Origin of the sequence: Saccharothrix mutabilis subsp. mutabilis (genome assembly GCF_039521145.1) — a bacterium.
Taxonomy (GTDB): domain Bacteria; phylum Actinomycetota; class Actinomycetes; order Mycobacteriales; family Pseudonocardiaceae; genus Actinosynnema; species Actinosynnema mutabilis.
The window spans coordinates 1-14,790 of the sequence record NZ_BAAABU010000013.1 but is presented as its reverse complement, the minus strand read 5'-3'; the positions used below and the strand labels follow the sequence as shown (position 1 = coordinate 14,790).

Annotated in this window: 12 protein-coding genes; 8 read left to right on the top strand and 4 right to left on the bottom strand. The window is 73.7% G+C overall.

Annotation, left to right across the window (positions count from 1 at the left end; genetic code table 11):
• Nucleotides 1–67 precede the first annotated feature (67 nt).
• Complete coding sequence (locus tag ABD126_RS24890; RefSeq protein ID WP_343936318.1) at nucleotides 68–3,103, bottom strand: ATP-binding protein; 3,036 nt, start codon at nucleotides 3,101–3,103, stop codon at nucleotides 68–70.
• Between the two features lie 363 nt (nucleotides 3,104–3,466).
• Between ABD126_RS24890 and ABD126_RS24885 the strand changes: the two genes are divergently transcribed.
• Together ABD126_RS24885 and ABD126_RS24880 are read left to right on the top strand one after the other, a co-directional pair.
• A complete protein-coding gene (locus ABD126_RS24885) occupies nucleotides 3,467–3,826 on the top strand; it encodes an STAS domain-containing protein (RefSeq protein WP_343936317.1) in 360 nt (119 codons plus the stop codon).
• A 66-nt stretch (nucleotides 3,827–3,892) separates the two neighbouring features.
• Nucleotides 3,893–4,273 (top strand): STAS domain-containing protein, encoded by a 381-nt coding sequence (locus tag ABD126_RS24880; RefSeq protein WP_343936316.1) that lies wholly within the window; start codon nucleotides 3,893–3,895, stop codon nucleotides 4,271–4,273.
• Between the two features lie 13 nt (nucleotides 4,274–4,286).
• Here ABD126_RS24880 and ABD126_RS24875 read toward each other — a convergent pair whose 3' ends face one another.
• Nucleotides 4,287–4,688, bottom strand: coding sequence for an ATP-binding protein (locus ABD126_RS24875; RefSeq protein ID WP_343936315.1), 402 nt, complete (start codon nucleotides 4,686–4,688; stop codon nucleotides 4,287–4,289).
• A 192-nt stretch (nucleotides 4,689–4,880) separates the two neighbouring features.
• Nucleotides 4,881–6,953: a putative bifunctional diguanylate cyclase/phosphodiesterase gene (locus ABD126_RS24870; protein WP_343936314.1), complete on the bottom strand. Its 2,073-nt coding sequence runs from the start codon at nucleotides 6,951–6,953 to the stop codon at nucleotides 4,881–4,883.
• A gap of 353 nt (nucleotides 6,954–7,306) precedes the next feature.
• Here ABD126_RS24870 and ABD126_RS24865 point away from each other — a divergent pair, with 353 nt between their 5' ends.
• Together ABD126_RS24865 and ABD126_RS24860 are read left to right on the top strand one after the other, a co-directional pair.
• Complete coding sequence (locus tag ABD126_RS24865; protein WP_343936313.1) at nucleotides 7,307–7,504, top strand: hypothetical protein; 198 nt, start codon at nucleotides 7,307–7,309, stop codon at nucleotides 7,502–7,504.
• A gap of 165 nt (nucleotides 7,505–7,669) precedes the next feature.
• Nucleotides 7,670–8,893 (top strand): PP2C family protein-serine/threonine phosphatase, encoded by a 1,224-nt coding sequence (locus ABD126_RS24860; protein WP_343936312.1) that lies wholly within the window; start codon nucleotides 7,670–7,672, stop codon nucleotides 8,891–8,893.
• A 159-nt stretch (nucleotides 8,894–9,052) separates the two neighbouring features.
• Here the strand turns inward: ABD126_RS24860 and ABD126_RS24855 are convergent, their stop codons facing one another.
• Nucleotides 9,053–9,559, bottom strand: a complete 507-nt coding sequence (locus tag ABD126_RS24855) for a DUF5994 family protein (RefSeq protein WP_343936311.1) — start codon at nucleotides 9,557–9,559, stop codon at nucleotides 9,053–9,055.
• A 917-nt stretch (nucleotides 9,560–10,476) separates the two neighbouring features.
• Here ABD126_RS24855 and ABD126_RS24850 point away from each other — a divergent pair.
• From ABD126_RS24850 to ABD126_RS24835, 4 genes are all read left to right on the top strand, one after another.
• Complete coding sequence (locus tag ABD126_RS24850; RefSeq protein WP_343936310.1) at nucleotides 10,477–11,604, top strand: glycosyltransferase; 1,128 nt, start codon at nucleotides 10,477–10,479, stop codon at nucleotides 11,602–11,604.
• Nucleotides 11,601–12,611 carry a hypothetical protein gene (locus ABD126_RS24845; RefSeq protein ID WP_343936309.1) on the top strand — a complete coding sequence of 337 codons (1,011 nt, stop codon included), beginning with the start codon at nucleotides 11,601–11,603 and terminating at the stop codon, nucleotides 12,609–12,611. Before ABD126_RS24850 ends, ABD126_RS24845 begins: the two co-directional genes overlap by 4 nt.
• Nucleotides 12,608–14,080 carry a glycoside hydrolase family 130 protein gene (locus tag ABD126_RS24840; protein ID WP_343936308.1) on the top strand — a complete coding sequence of 491 codons (1,473 nt, stop codon included), beginning with the start codon at nucleotides 12,608–12,610 and terminating at the stop codon, nucleotides 14,078–14,080. Before ABD126_RS24845 ends, ABD126_RS24840 begins: the two co-directional genes overlap by 4 nt.
• A gap of 101 nt (nucleotides 14,081–14,181) precedes the next feature.
• Nucleotides 14,182–14,697, top strand: a complete 516-nt coding sequence (locus ABD126_RS24835; protein WP_343936307.1) for a DUF5994 family protein — start codon at nucleotides 14,182–14,184, stop codon at nucleotides 14,695–14,697.
• Nucleotides 14,698–14,790 lie beyond the last annotated feature (93 nt).

Genomic DNA, 14,790 nt, shown 5'->3' with positions numbered 1-14,790 from the left:
TTCGGCTGTGGCTGCCCCGCCGAGCCTGCCGGAGCCAACATGAGATCCCGATGACAAGCGCGTCGGGTCAGGGGTTCTCGCCGGTGTGGACGACGTGTTCGGCGACGTCGCGGAGTTTGACGTTGCGGTGTTGGGAGGCGGTGCGCAGGCGGTCGAAGGCGGTGGAGGCGGTGAGGCCGTGGCGTTCCATCAGGATGCCGACGGCCTGGCCGACCACGCGGTGGCTGGCGACGGCGGCGCGGAGCTGGTCCTCGGTGAGGGCGCGCTGGTGGTCTTGTCGGGCGCGGTCGAGGGCGGCGGCCAACGCGTCGGTCAGGACGGCGGCCAGGAGGTGTTCGTCGGCGGAGACGCGGCGGGGCGCGGGGAACTGGACCCACACGCCGCCGGCCGGGACGGCGATGTGCAGGCCGGGCAGCACGTCGGGGCGGTCTTGGCGCTGTCGGCGGCCGGCGGCCCAGTCCCGGCGGGTGCGTTGCGGCAGGCCTGCCCAGGCGGTGGAGCCGACCTCGGTGATGACGGTGGCCGGTGGCCACTGGCGGCCGTGGGCGATCAGGACGGTCCCGCCGAAGGTCTCGCTGAAGCCGTGGACGCTGGTCGCGTAGACCTCGGCGAGGGGCAGCGGGGTGTTCAGGGCCGCGGCGAGGCGGGTGGCGGCGGCGCGGCGGGCGCGGTGGTCGCGTTCGCGCGTGATGTCGCGGACCGTGCCGACGACCAGCGGCTGGTCGCGGTGGTCGGCGACGACGGTGGTGGTGACCGCGACCCACACGTCGTGGCCGTCGGGGTGCCGGATGAGCAGTTCGCGCTCGTCGTCGGTCACCTCCGGCACGGGGGAGGGGTCCTTTCGGGTCAGGCCGGTGATGCGCTCGAACCGGTCGTTGACCTCGACGAGCGTGCCGGTCGCGTCGGCGACGAACACCCCGTCGTGCAACGAGCGCACCACGGCGGCACGCCACGCGGCGTCGCGGGAACGGGCACGGGCGCGTTCGAGGTTGGCCCGCAACCGGGTGAGCAGGTCGGCGGCGGAGAACGGTTTGACCAGGTAGTCGTCCGCGCCGGCGGCGAAACCCTCGGCGGCGGCCTCCTCGCCCGCGCGGGCCGAGAGCAGGACGACCGGCAGGTCGCGCAGCGCCGGGTCGGTCCGGATCGCGTCGAGCAGCCCGAACCCGTCCAGCCGGGGCATCATGACGTCGGCGAGCACCAGGTCCGGTCTGGAGCGGCGGACGCGGTCCAGCGCGTCGGCGCCGTCCTCGGCCAGTTCGACGTCGTAGTGCCCGTCGAGCAGGCCCAGCAGGTAGTCGCGCAGGTCGTGGTTGTCCTCCACGACCAGCAGCCGGTCGCGTCCGCCGGTGGTGGTCGGCGTCGGGCGGGGGTCGGTGGTCCAGGAGAGGGCTTCGTCCAGGTAGGGGGCGGGGTCGGTGGACCTCGCGCGGGGCGCGCTGACCGGGCCGGCCTCGCCGTAGGGGACGTGGACGGTGAACACCGACCCGGCGCCGGGGGTGGACTCGACGGTGATGGTCCCGTCGAGCAGCCGCACCAGTTCGGCGACCAGGGCGAGCCCGATGCCGCTGCCCTCGTGGGAGCGTCCCCGCGCGCCGCGCACCCGGTGGAACCGTTCGAACAGCCGCGGCAGTTCGTCGGCGGGGATGCCGGTGCCGGTGTCGGCGACCCGCAGGCGGGCGCCGTCGCCGGTGTCGCGCAGCTCGACGCGCACGTCACCGCGCAGGGTGTATTTGAGCGCGTTGGACAGCAGGTTGAGCACGATCCGGTCCCACATGTCCGGGTCGATGTCGGCGAGGCGGGGCAGTGCGGGGGTGTCGACGTGCAGTTCGAGTCCGGCGTGCCGCATGGCCTCGGCGAAGGTCAGGGCGATGGCGCGGGTGGCGCCGGCCAGGTCGACGGCCGTGCGCTCGGGGCTCAGCCGGCCGGCTTCGATGCGGGCGAAGTCGAGCATCCCGTTGACCAGCCGCCGCAGCCGGCCGGCGTTGCGGGCCACGAGCCGCAGGCGTTCGCGGTGCACGTCGGGCAGCAGGTGCGCCCGGTCGGTCAGCGCGTCCTGCACCGGGCCGGCGATCAGGGTCAGCGGCGTGCGCAGTTCGTGGCTGATGTCGGAGAAGAAGGTCGTCTTGGCGGCGTCCAGCTCGGCCAGTTCGCGGGCGCGGCGGCGTTCGGCCTCCAGGCCGCGCGCGCCGCCGATGCCGGTGCCCAGGTGCCCGGCGACCAGGTCGAGGAAGGACCGGTAGCCCGCGTCGAAGGGCCTGCGGTCGCTCGTGCCGACCACCAGCACCGCGCTGGGCGCGGACCGGCCGGGCTCGACCACCGGCACGACGTAGGCCGCGGCCGGCCCCGACGTGGCGTCCGGGTCGGCGAACACGGCCGTGCTCCGCCCGGTGCGCAGCACGTCGGCCACCGGCCACGCTTCCTGCGGGCAGTCCCCGGTCCGGGCCACCGGCCGGCCGGTCGCGTCGGCGAGGTGGACTTCGGCGAACCGGATGTCCTCGGCGTTGGCCGCCAGGACGTGCGCGGTGCGCCGGCACGCGTCCTCGGCGCTGGGCGCGTCCACCAGGTCGGCGGCCAGCGCGCCCAGGGTGCGCAGCCGCCGCTCGCCGACGATCTTCTCGGTGGTCTCGGTGACCGCGCAGAACACGCCGCCGGTGGAGCCGGACTCGTCCACGATGGGGCTGTAGGAGAAGGTGAAGTAGCACTCCTCGGTGAAACCGTTGCGGTCCAACGACAACAGCTGGTCGTCCGACCAGGTGGCGCCGCGCCCGGCCAGCACGCCGTCGAGCATCGGGCCGATGACGTCCCAGATCTCCGGCCAGACGTCCTTGCCGGCCGCGCCCAGGGCCCGCGGGTGCTTCGACGCGCCCAGGATGGGCCGGTAGGCGTCGTTGTAGATCATCACCAGCTCGGGTCCCCACCACAGCAGGATCGGGAACCGCGAGGTCAAGCAGACCCCCACGGCGGTGCGCAGGCTCTGCGGCCACGTCTCGACCGGTCCCAGCGGGCTCGCCGCCCAGTCGAACGACGAGACCAACGCCCCCATCTCGCCGCCGGTCTCCAGCACTCCCGCGCGCCACCGCTCCGGGTGCCCACCCGCCCGCATGCCCCTACCACCTCCACACCCACAACTGATCAAAGTGAACTACCCGGTTCGCCGCGCTCGCAAGCAGACGCGAGCCTGTCGCACGTGACCCCAACGGGTGGTAACACGGAACGTGCACGAGCCGATACGCACATATCCGGGTGCGGCCGTGTGCGCGACGGTCTCTTCGGTAGGGCTGTCCGCTGGGCGTGCCCGTCCGGACCGGTCGCGGTCCGCGTTGAGCAGTCAGCGCCCGCGACGGTCCGGCGTCCCTCGACCGATCAGGTGAACCGTCGCGGAGCGGCTGTTGCCGGGCGGGCGGGGGCGACGTAGATTCGCCGGACTCCGCCCGGCGCCGAGGCACCGCCTAGGAGAGGTGTTCCCATGGTCGACACCATCGCGAGCGCCACCGTCACGCTGCACCGGGGTGTGCCGGTCGTCGTCGTGAGCGGTGAGGTCGACGCGCACACCATCGAGTCGATCCGCGACCGGGTGTTCGGCGAACTGGACCGCGAGCCGCGCCGGCTGGTGCTGGACCTGACCGGTGTCGCCTTCCTCGGCTCCGACGGCTTGCAGCTGCTGGTGGAGACGACGGTCCGGGCGCGGCGCGCGGGCACCCGCGTGGTGGTGGCGGCCGGGCAGCGGGCGGTCCTGCACCCGCTGCGGCTGACCGAGTTGGACCGGGCGATCACGGTGCGGGACTCGGTCGACGACGCCGCGACCGCCGTGCTGTTGACGGGCTGACCGCGCGGTCGCAGTCCCTCTAAGGTGGACCGACGAGCAACCGGCCGATCACGCGGAAGGTGCCAGATGCCGGAAGAGCCTGTCGCCTTCCCGACCGCCTCGGTGCGGGACGGCCCGGTCGCCGGCGTGACCGTGGTCCGGGTCGTCGGCGAGCTCGACGCCGGCACGAGCGACGACGTGCTCGCCGTGGTGCTGGCCGAGGCGGAACGGGTTCCGGTCGGGCTGGTGCTGGACCTGGCCGGGGTGACGTTCTTCGGCTCGGCGGGGACCACGCTGCTCGTGCGGGCCCGGCGGGCCACCGGGCGGCGGGGAGCCGGGTTCGCGGTGGTGGCCGCGCACGGCGCGGTGCTCAAGACCGTGCAGGTCACCGAGCTGGACAAGGCGCTCGCGGTGTGCCCGGACCTCGACCGGGCGGTCGCGGCCGTGCTGGACCCCGCGTCGCGCTGACCGCCCCCCGGGGTCAGGCGGGACGGTGGACGACGTCGGCCCACACGGTCTTGCCGACGGCCTGGGCGGTGTGGCCCCAGTCGACGGACAGGGCGGCGACGAGGACCAGTCCCCGGCCGCGGGTGTCGGAGATGCGCGACCGGCCGAGCACCGGCGGGTCGCCCGACGAGTCCTCGACCTCCACGTGCACCCGCTCGGGCAGCACCGACAGGCGCAGCCACCGCGGTTGCCGGCTGTGGTCGTAGGCGTTGGTGACCAGCTCGGTGACCACCAGCAGCAGGTCTTCCAGGGGGTCCCCGGCCACTTCCGGCGCCGCCGCGCGCACCCATCGCCGCACCTCGGCCATCTCCGGCCGCGCGGCCAGGTCCAGCGCCCGCGACCGGGCCGCGGATCGCGGCACCTCGGTGGCGCTCACCTCCGCATCACATCACGCTCCTGACTCAAGGGCCGACCCGGACACCCCGAACCCGCCCCCGGCCGCGTACCCGGCCGCGTACCCGGCCGTGCCCCGCCGGCCGGCGCCAGCATCGCACGAACGCCGCCGGACCGTAACCCGAACCTCCGTCGGCGGGCTCGGCAACCGTCACCAGCCTGCTCCGTTCGGCGGTCAGGGCCGGGTGCCGGTCGCGGTCCACTCGTCCTGCACGGCGGAGGGCCGGCCGTAGAGGAAGCCCTGGGCGTAGCCGCACCCGGCGGCGCGCAGCCAGTCGGCCTGCTCGACGGTCTCGACGCCCTCGGCGACGGTCGTGGCGCCGAACGCGCCCGCCAGGTCGATGATGCACCGGACCACGCCGCCGGTGCGGGGGTCCTCCAGCGACCACGTGAACGACTTGTCGATCTTGATCACGTCGAACGGGTAGCGCTGGAGGTAGCTCAGCGAGGAGTAGCCGGTGCCGAAGTCGTCGAGCGCGACCCGCACCCCGGTCTCGCGGATGCCGGTGAGCACGCGCATGGCGGCCTCGTCGGCCCACACCGATTCGGTGACCTCGATGGTGAGCAGGTGCGGGTCCAGACCGGTCGAGGCGAGCAGCGCCGTCACGTCGGCGGCGAACCCGGTGTCGGCCAGCTGCCGGGTGGACACGTTGACGGTCACCCCGAGCGGGCGTCCGGCGGACTGCCACCCGGCGGCCCGCGTGCACGCCGAGGACAGGACGTGCCGCCCGAGCGGGACGATCATCCCGGTCTCCTCCGCCAGGGGGATGAACTCCTGCGGTGGGGTGAGGCCGTGACCGGGGCGCTGCCACCGCGCGAGCGCTTCGGCGCCGGTGACCCGCTGGTCGTCCAGGGCGACGATCGGCTGGTAGTGCACGACGAACTGGTCGGTGCCCAGTGCCGCGCGCAGGTCGTCCTCGGCTTGTTGGCGGGCCCGGACCTGGTCGCCGAGCCGCCGGTCGAACACGCGCACCCGGTTGCCGCCGTCGCGTTTGGCCGCGTACATGGCGATGTCGGCGTCGCGGAGCAGGGTTTCGCCGGCTTCGGGGGCCGGTGCGGAGGTGGCGATGCCGATGCTGGCGCGCATCGGGTCGTCCGCGGTCGCGTCGGCCAGGGCGGTGAGCACCGTGCGTGCCAGCGTCACGGCGTCGTCGTTGTCGTGGTGTGCCACCAGGACGGCGAACTCGTCGCCCCCGAGGCGGGCGACCGCGCCGGTGCCGGCGACGGCGGTGCGGATGCGGTCGGCGGCGGTGCGCAGGTGCGCGTCGCCCACCGCGTGCCCGCCCCGGTCGTTGACCTCCTTGAACCCGTCGAGGTCGACCACGAGCAGGGCCACGGGGTGGGACCGGGTCAGCTCGCGGTCGAGCAGTTCCAGGAAGTGGCTGCGGGAGATCAGCCCGGTGAGCTCGTCGCGTTCGGACCGCAGGCGCAGCTGGTCCTGGAGGGTGCGCTGGTCGGTGATGTCGACGGCCGCGACCACCAGGTGGTCGCCGTCCGACAGCGGCACGGCGGCGGTGTGCAGGGCGAGGACCTGCGCGCCGAGGTGCACCTCGACCGGTCTCCCGGTCGGCTCGGCGCAGCCGCGGGCGCAGGTGGTGATGTCGGGTTCGTGCTCGCACGGGACCCTGCCGCCGTGCGGGGCGAGGAGGCGTTCGGCTCGTTCGTTGCACATCGCCGCGACGCCGGCGCCGTCGAGCACGGCGATGCCGACCGGGCCCGCCCGCAGCACGGCGTGGACCATCCGCCCGGACTCGTCGGCGCGCAGCAACGCCTCCTGCGCCAGCCGGGCGGCCCGCGCGGTCTGGTGCAGGGCCGTGACCGCGACGACCAGCCCGATCAGCGGCAGCAGCGCCGGCATGGCGCCCTCCACCGTGAGCCCGTCGCGCCAGGCGCCCGCCGCGCCGACGACGGCCACACCGGAGCCGACGAGGTACCCCGCCACCGCGCCGACCGCCTTGACCGGCAGCGCCTCGTCCCCGCCGCCGACGAGCGACCGGCGGATGGTGACCGCGAACAGGAAACCGATGATCGGCTGGACGGAGTCCAGCACCTGGCAGGCGGTCGCGACGCAGAGCGCCTCGACCGCCGCGCCGGTCCAGCCGTCGTGGTCGGGGCGCGCCAACCACGTCGTGAGCGTCGTCGCGGCCAGCGCCGCGGCCGCCCACCCGAGCGGTGAGCAGGCGAAGAGCAGTTGCGCGATGAAGGCGATGCCGCCGAGCCAGCAGAACCACAGGGTCGCGAGCCGCACCCTGGCCACGCTCGCCGCGGGCCACACGGGATCCGGCTGACCCGGTAAGCCGGGCGGCTTGCTGTCCGATCCCACCAAGTGCCCCCGAATGAGACGCGACTACGTGACCAGCCGGGGAACATACACGCTCAGTTGCCATTCGCACACGCTCCGGTCGCGGGGCGCGGCCGGGCGATCTACGCGGAATGCGGCGCGGTCACTCTCCGCGCCGGAGCGAAGGAACCTTTCTAGCAGAGCCGAACTGGTTCTTTCGGGTGACTCGTCATGCCGGGTGCCGCGGCGGGTGTGACGCTGCCGGGGTGGAGTCGGAAGCCGACTGCGAGGTCTGTGGCGACACAGGCACGATGACGTGGATGCAACCCGTGCCGGACGGTCACGGCGGTTTCGTGCTCAAGCAGGTCGAGCACCCGTGCGCCTGCCCGCGGTCGAGGTGGTGGCGACCGCCCGCGGCCGAGTCGCGGGTCGTGATCGACCCCGATGACCGGGTGTCGGTCGGGAACGTCGCGCGGGCCAACGCCCACCACCGCACCGACTGGTCCAGACCTCTATAAACGTCGGCGCGGCCGACCCGGGCCCTGCGGGTCTCCCGGCCTCCGCACGTCCCGGGGGTATGGTCGGCATGGGAAGCGTCCGCCCGGCTGTGGCCGGCAGGGCTCGCGCTCGCCCCTGTGCCGGCCGCTCGGGCGCGCAGATCGGGACGCGGACGGAGTCGGCCCATGGCCGCTGAGCACGTTTCGGAAGTCCGGCTCCACGTGTTGGAGGCGATCACCGACAGCGCCCTGCGCGAGTTGGACCTGGACAAGCTGTTCGAGGTGCTGCTGGGCCGGGTGCGCGAACTGCTGTCGGTGGACACCGTGACCGTGCTGTTGACCGACGCCGGCGGCGAGCAGTTGGTGGCGCGGGCGACCCGCGGGCTGGAGGAGGAGGTCTTCCAGGGGGTGCGGGTGCCGGTCGGGTCCGGGTTCGCGGGGCGGGTGGCGCAGCGCCGGGAGCCGGTGCGGATCTCGCACGTGGACGAGTCCACGGTGGTCAACCCGCTGCTGTGGCGGCGGGGCCTGCGGGCGATGCTGGGCGTGCCGATGGTGGCGGGCGGCGACCTCGTCGGCGTGGTGCACGTCGGGTCGCTGGTCGACCGGCGGTTCACCGACGAGGAGGTCGACCTGCTGCGGCTGATCGCGGACCGGCTCGCGGTGGGCGTGCACGCGCACCGTTCGCGGGCCGAGCGGGACGCCGCCGAGTTGCTGCAGGACAGCCTGCTGCCGGGACGCCTGCCCAAGCCGCGGGGCTGGGACCTGGCCGCCCGGTACGTGCCGGGCGCGGGCAGCGGTGTCGGCGGCGACTGGTACGACGTGTTCGAGCTGCCCGGCGGGCGCATCGGCCTGGTGATCGGTGACGTGGTCGGCCACGGGCTCGCGGCGGCGGTGGTGATGGGGCGCCTGCGCAGCGCGCTGCGCGCCTACGCCCTGGAGTACGAGGACCCGGCCGAGGTGTTGGGCAAACTGGACCGCAAGGCCACCTACTTCGAGCACAACACGATGGTGACCGTGGCCTACGCGGTCATCCACACCGCGACCGCCCGCATGGCCGTGTCGGTGGCGGGTCACCCGCTGCCGGTCGTGGCGTCGCCGGGCCGGGACACCGTGCTGGTCGACGCCGTCGTGGATCCCCCGATCGGTTTCAACCTGGCCACCACGGGCCGCCACACCGCCGCGGTGGACCTGCCGCAGGGGGCGCTGGTGGTGCTCTACACCGACGGTCTGGTCGAGCGCCGGGACAAGGACTTGGACGAGGGCGTGGCCCTGCTGCGCCGCTCGGTGACCGCGACGCCGGCGGAGACGGCGTGCGTGCGGGTCATGGCCGAACTCGTCGGCGACCACGCCGCGGCGGACGACATCGCGCTGCTGGCCGTCCACCGCTCGCCCGGGACCGTTCTCAACTAGCCCGACCGCAGTTCATGAGGGGCCGTGGGCGTGCCGCACCGGACGCGGCGAACGCCTCCAGGCACGGTCCCTCGTCGTTCTGGAGTCGGAACAACCAGCAGCCGCGACTGTCCGTTGGACGTCGCGATCAGCCGAACGCGCGTGTTCCGGCAGGGGCGGTCACGACGCGGCGCTGTCCCCCGCGGAGCCCGGGCGTTGCCGTGGCCGGCGTGGGGCTGCGGGAGTGCCGGGGACGTTGTTCCACCGCAGGATGTCCTCGGCGGTTGTGCCGGCGCCGGTGTCGGCGGCGGCGCGCAGCGCGGCCCGTGCGGCACCGCCCGGGGTGGCCGGGGGGATCACCAGCAGTCTGGTGCGGCGGCGGTGCGGCCCCATCATCGTGACGATGTGGGGTTGGGCGGTGCGGAAGCCCGCCAACTCCACCACCGCGTCGTGGACGGTGAGCCGGCGAGCGCCGGCGTCCCACGCGTCCAGGTGGAACGACACCCGCAGCACCGGCAGGCCCAGCGCGGCCATGGCGGCGATCAGCGGCGGGAACTCGGTGGCGGGGTCGGTGGACCGCGGCCACCAGCCGCCGTCGACCCAGCCCTCCGCCCCGGAGTTCGGCGTCAGCGTCCACCGGCATTCGGGCTCGGTGGTCGGGTGGGTGGTGGGATCGGACTGGTCCATCTCGACGGTCCCGCCTCCGGCCGGAGGCGGCCGGACATCGTGGTGCGTCCGAGGGCGGCGCCGGCTCGGACGTCGGCGCGCGATGTGCCCCGGTAGGGCCTCACACTACGCCGAAGAACACCGGAAAACCGGTTCCGGTGAAAATCCGGTCTGCGGTCCGACCGGTCGGCCGAATTTCTCGGGACTCCACTTCCCGGCAGGAGTGCGATCGCCTTGTTCATCGATCGCTCCTGGCGACATGCCGCTCGGCGGTGCGGTCTCCCCGCATGGATCTCTCGGGCGCTGGGGCGGTCCTGTGCTTCGACCTCCTTCGAATCCTCCGACTGCACCGCACGGGGGAGTTGGGGTGCGAAGTCGTCGGGGTGGGTTCTCGGTCCGGGCGGAGGGGTGATCGGCCGGGGTGGTGGTCGCCGTCTGCGGACCTGCTGCTCGTCCGATCGTCTTGCGTGGTGACGGGCAGGGTCTCGATTCCACCATGACGAATTTCGCCCGGTCCGCTCCTCGTGGAAATCCTCCGGGCGTGCCGGCAGTTTCGGTTTTCGGTGATTCTCAGCGAAATTTCAGCGGGAAATCCGCCGGCGCGGCGTAGCGTGGGCCTGGTCGAGCTGTCCGTGCGTCGTGCTCGACGAGGAGCCAGACCGGCCGGATCACCCGGCCGGGGACGGCACACCCCGTGTGAGACCGGGGCCGCCCGCCGCCACCCCACCGGCCCACGATGGCCGCCGAGCAGCCTCGACCGAAGTCGGACGAGGTGCTCACCCAGGGGGCATGCCGGCGATGCGGGCGAGCCCGGCCGGAGGACCTGTCCACCGAACCTCCCACGCTGCCGTGGGCGGTTCGGCTGGTCCTCAAGTGTCCACATCGGACTGAACCGGTGCCCGGGTGACAGCCGCCCTCCAGCCCTGAAAGGCATTGGCATGGCTCGAACCTTCGGGTTCCTCAGCACGTTCCCCCCTACGCAGTGCGGCCTGGCCACGTTCACCGCCGCGCTGCTGCACCACCTGATCGCGGTGACCCCGGAAGCGCGGGGGCGGGTCGTCCGCGTGCTCGCCGACACCGACCGGCCGCGGGGCGCGACGCCGCCCGTGGTGCACGAGATGGCCGCCGGCGGTGTCGAGGCGGCTGCTGAGTCGCTCAACGACTGTGACGTGGTCGTGGTGCAGCACGAGTACGGCATCTACGCCGGCCGGGACGGCGAGGACGTGCTCGGTGTCCTCGCGCGGCTGCGCGTGCCGGTGATCGTCGTGCTGCACACCGTCCTCACCGAGCCCACGCCGGGACAACGCCGGGTGCTGGAGGACGTGGTCGGCCAGGCGGACGCGGTGGTGACCATGTCGGTGGCGGCACGGGACCGGCTGCTGGCCGGGTACGCCGTCGCGCGCCCCGAGGACGTGGTGGTCATCCCGCACGGGGCGCTACCGGTCGACGCGCCGCCGTTCGCGCCGCGCGAGGGCCGGCCGCTGATCCTCACGTGGGGGCTGCTCGGGCGCGGCAAGGGCGTCGAGTGGGGCATTTCCGCCCTGGGGATGCTGCGGGACCTGAACCCGCGCTACCTGGTGGCCGGTCAGACCCACCCGAAGGTCCTGGCGTCGGAAGGCGAGGCCTACCGCACGCACCTGCGTGAGCGGGCCGCCGCGTTCGGCGTCGCGGACCTGGTCGAGTTCGACGCGACCTACCGGCCGGTGGACGCGCTGGCCGAGCTGGTCGGCCGCGCCGACGTCGTCCTGCTGCCCTACGAGTCCTCCGAACAGGTCACCTCCGGCGTCCTCATCGAGGCCGTGGGCGCGGGCCGGCCGGTGGTCGCGACGCGGTTCCCGCACGCCGTGGAACTGCTGGCGGGCGGGGCGGGGCTGGTGGTGCCGCACCGCGACCCGGTGGCGATCGCCGCGGCGCTGCGGCGGGTGCTGACCGATCCAGGGCTGGCCGCCGGGATGGGGGAGCGGGCCAGGGGGCTCGCGCCGAGCGTGAGCTGGCCCGCCGTCGCGCGCGGCTATGCGGGCCTTTCCGAGCGGCTCACGGCCACCCGGGTGGTGACCCCGCTGTGAACGGCCCGAGCTTCGCCCACCTCGTGCGGCTCAGCGACGACGTGGGCCTGCACGAGCACGCCCTGGGCCCGCTGCCGCTGCGCGAGCACGGCTACTGCCTGGACGACGTGGCGCGCGGCCTGGTCGTGCTGTGCCGCGAGCCGGACCCGCCCGCGGAGCTGGTCACGCTGCTGGAGCGCTACCTCGCCTTCACCGCCCACGCGCAGGCCGCGGACGGGCGCTTCCACAACCGGCTCGGCCACGACCGGGTGTGGCGGGACGAGCCGGGCCTGGGCGACTGGTGGGGCCGCGCCCTGTGGGGCCTGGGCACCGCCGCCGCCCGCGCGCCGCTGCCGTGGGTCCGCGCGGCGGCTCTGACCTGTTTCGACGCGAGCGCCCACCACCGCCCGCCGTCGGTGCGCGCGATGTGCTTCGCCGCGCTGGGCGCGGCCGAGGTGCTGCGCGTCGCCCCCGACCACGAGCTGTCGCGGAAGCTCCTGGCGGACGTCCCCGCCGTCGTGGGCGGCCCGGACCGGGCGGTGCCGTGGCCGTGGCCAGAAGCACGCCTGTTCTACGCCAACGCCGCGCTGCCCGAAGCGCTCATCGCCGCCGGCGAACTGCTGCGCGACCGCGACGTCCTCGACGACGGCCTGTGGCTGTTGGCGTGGCTGCTGACCGTGGAGTCCCACGGCGACCGGCTCTCGCCCACCCCCATGCACGGCTGGCGCGCCGGCGAGCACCGCCCGGCGTTCGACCAGCAGCCCCTCGAAGCCGCCGCGCTGGCCGACGCCTGCGCCCGCGCCCACCGGGTGACCGGCGACCGGGCGTGGCTGGCCGGGGTCCGGCGCGCGGTGGCGTGGTTCGGCGGCGACAACGACGCCGGGGTGCCGCTGCTGGACGAGGAGACCGGCGGCGGGTGCGACGGCCTGTCGCGCGACGGGCGCAACCGCAACCAGGGCGCCGAATCCACGCTCGCCCTGCTCTCGACCCTCCAGCACGCCCGCGCGTTCACCGGGAGCGCAGGGTGAGCGCCCTGGTCACCCGCGGTCGGGTGCGGCTGCGGCCCGATCCGCGCCGGGTCGTCACGAGGCTGTTCGTGCCCGGGGAGGAGAAGCCCGAGCACGAGTCCCGGTCCGCGGCGGTGATCCGGCGGGTGATGGCGCTGGACGAGGACGCCGTGGAGGCGGCGTTGACCCGCACGGTGAAGCTGTTCGCGCGGCGGCACCGCGACCTGCGCGAGACCTTCGCCGACCACTTCGCGAGCGTCAGCCACCGCCTCGACGCGGGCGTGGAGCTGTCGGAGGCGCGGCGGATGCTGATCGGCGCGTACTTCACCCACGAGTACTCGGTGGAGGGGGCGGCGCTGTGCAACCCGTCGCTGGTCGCGCACCCCGACCAACAGGGCGTGCCACGCGGCCACCTGCGGTGCGTGCTCAGCGTGCGCGGCATCGGCGAGGGCCACCTGTCGTCGGTGGGGTTCCGCACCGCCGTGATCGCGCCCGACGGCACGCTCACCGTCACCCCGCCCTCCGCGTTCGCCACGGTCGGCGTGCGGCGGGAACCGGTGCACGACAAGGAGCTGTTCCGGGGCAAGCTCGCCGAGTTCGGCCACGACGACGAGGTCTCCGCCGTGCTCAACCGATACCTGCCCGAGCGCTTCACCGGCCGCGACCTGGACCTGCTGCTGGCCACCCTGCACCCCGGCCTGGTCGCCCGGCAGGAGGCGCACCGCACGGTCGAGCTGATCCGGTGGATCGCCGCGTGCAACTACACCGCCGAGTTCGCCGAGGACACCTCCCTGAGCGAACGGGTGCTGTGGCCCACCGGCCCGTCCGAGCGTCACGGCATGGAAGACGCCCGCTTCGTGCACTTCACCGACGACGACGGCGAACACACCCACTACGCCACCTACACCGCCTACGACGGCGTGGACGTCGCGCCACAGCTGTTGGAAACCAAGGACTTCCGCACCTTCCGCGTCACCCAGACCACCGGTCCGGGCGCGCGCAACAAGGGCATGGCGCTGTTCCCCCGGCGCATCGGCGGCCGGTACACGGCCCTGTCCCGCGGCGACGCCGAGAGCACCTTCGTGACGACCTCCGACGACCTGCGCTGCTGGACGACGTTGCAACGCGTGGCGCGACCGTCCCGGGACTGGGAACTGGTGCAGGTCGGCAACTGCGGCTCGCCCATCGAGACCGCCGAGGGCTGGCTCGTGCTCACCCACGGCGTGGGCCCCATGCGCGTCTACTCGATCGGCGCGATGCTGCTCGACCTCGACCACCCCGAGCGGGTCTTGGCGAGCCTGCCCGACCCGCTGGTAGTCCCCTCGACCGAGGAACGCGACGGGTACGTGCCCAACGTCGTCTACTCGTGCGGCGGGCTGCTGCACGGCGACACGCTCGTCATCCCTTATGGCACAAGTGATTCCTCCATCGCGGTGTGCACTACGTCGCTATCGGCGCTGTTGGCCGCGATGCGGCGTAGGATGGAGTGACCGAGGGTTTGTCGCGTGTCGACGGTCAAGCCGGCTCCGCCTTGGGCGCACGACGACATCCGGCGGGCTTCTCCGCGTCGTCGGAGACAGGAACCACCACCATGACCCTTGAACTGCTCACCCCACCCGTCGAGGCCGCTGTGCGGTTGTCGATGAAACCCGAGGCGCGCTCCGGTGGCGCGGTCGACGGCACCTGGTGGCCCCGCTCGGCCGACCCCATGACCGAGTTCCCGCCACTGCTCGCCGTCCTCGGCGCGGACGGCCGGATCCGCCGCGTCACCTACCACCTCGACGCCTGGGAGCCGGCCGCCCGCAAGCTCGTAGCCGGGGGCATCACCGTGCGGATGGAGGGCTTCCACTCCATCCAGCCCGACACCGTCACCCTGGTCGGTTTCGACCACACCCGCATCCGGCTGCTCGTGGTCCCGCCGGGCACGCCCGGTGGTGTCGCGCGGGCGGTGCTGCGGTCCGCGGCGACTTCGAACGCCACCGCGACCGTCGAGGAGATCCTGTCCTCGAACGGCGCGACACCGCGCACGAACCCCGAGCACGCGCCGCGCGGGAAGCGGGAAACCATCGACGAGGACCGCTGGGAAGGCGACGGCGGGCACTTCTAGTACTCCAGCCGCAGTTCGTGATCATGTTCTGCTAGCTTGTCGATCTTGTGTTGGTTGATGAGGACATCCAGGCGTGGGTGAGCGGCTTGGACG

Coding starts and splice junctions, on each gene's coding strand:
- ABD126_RS24890 (WP_343936318.1), bottom strand. CDS start 3,103: ATGCGGGCGGGTGGGCACCCGGAGCGGTGGCGCGCGGGAGTGCTGGAG.
- ABD126_RS24885 (WP_343936317.1), top strand. CDS start 3,467: ATGGTCGACACCATCGCGAGCGCCACCGTCACGCTGCACCGGGGTGTG.
- ABD126_RS24880 (WP_343936316.1), top strand. CDS start 3,893: ATGCCGGAAGAGCCTGTCGCCTTCCCGACCGCCTCGGTGCGGGACGGC.
- ABD126_RS24865 (WP_343936313.1), top strand. CDS start 7,307: ATGCAACCCGTGCCGGACGGTCACGGCGGTTTCGTGCTCAAGCAGGTC.
- ABD126_RS24860 (WP_343936312.1), top strand. CDS start 7,670: ATGGCCGCTGAGCACGTTTCGGAAGTCCGGCTCCACGTGTTGGAGGCG.
- ABD126_RS24855 (WP_343936311.1), bottom strand. CDS start 9,559: ATGGACCAGTCCGATCCCACCACCCACCCGACCACCGAGCCCGAATGC.
- ABD126_RS24850 (WP_343936310.1), top strand. CDS start 10,477: ATGGCTCGAACCTTCGGGTTCCTCAGCACGTTCCCCCCTACGCAGTGC.
- ABD126_RS24835 (WP_343936307.1), top strand. CDS start 14,182: ATGACCCTTGAACTGCTCACCCCACCCGTCGAGGCCGCTGTGCGGTTG.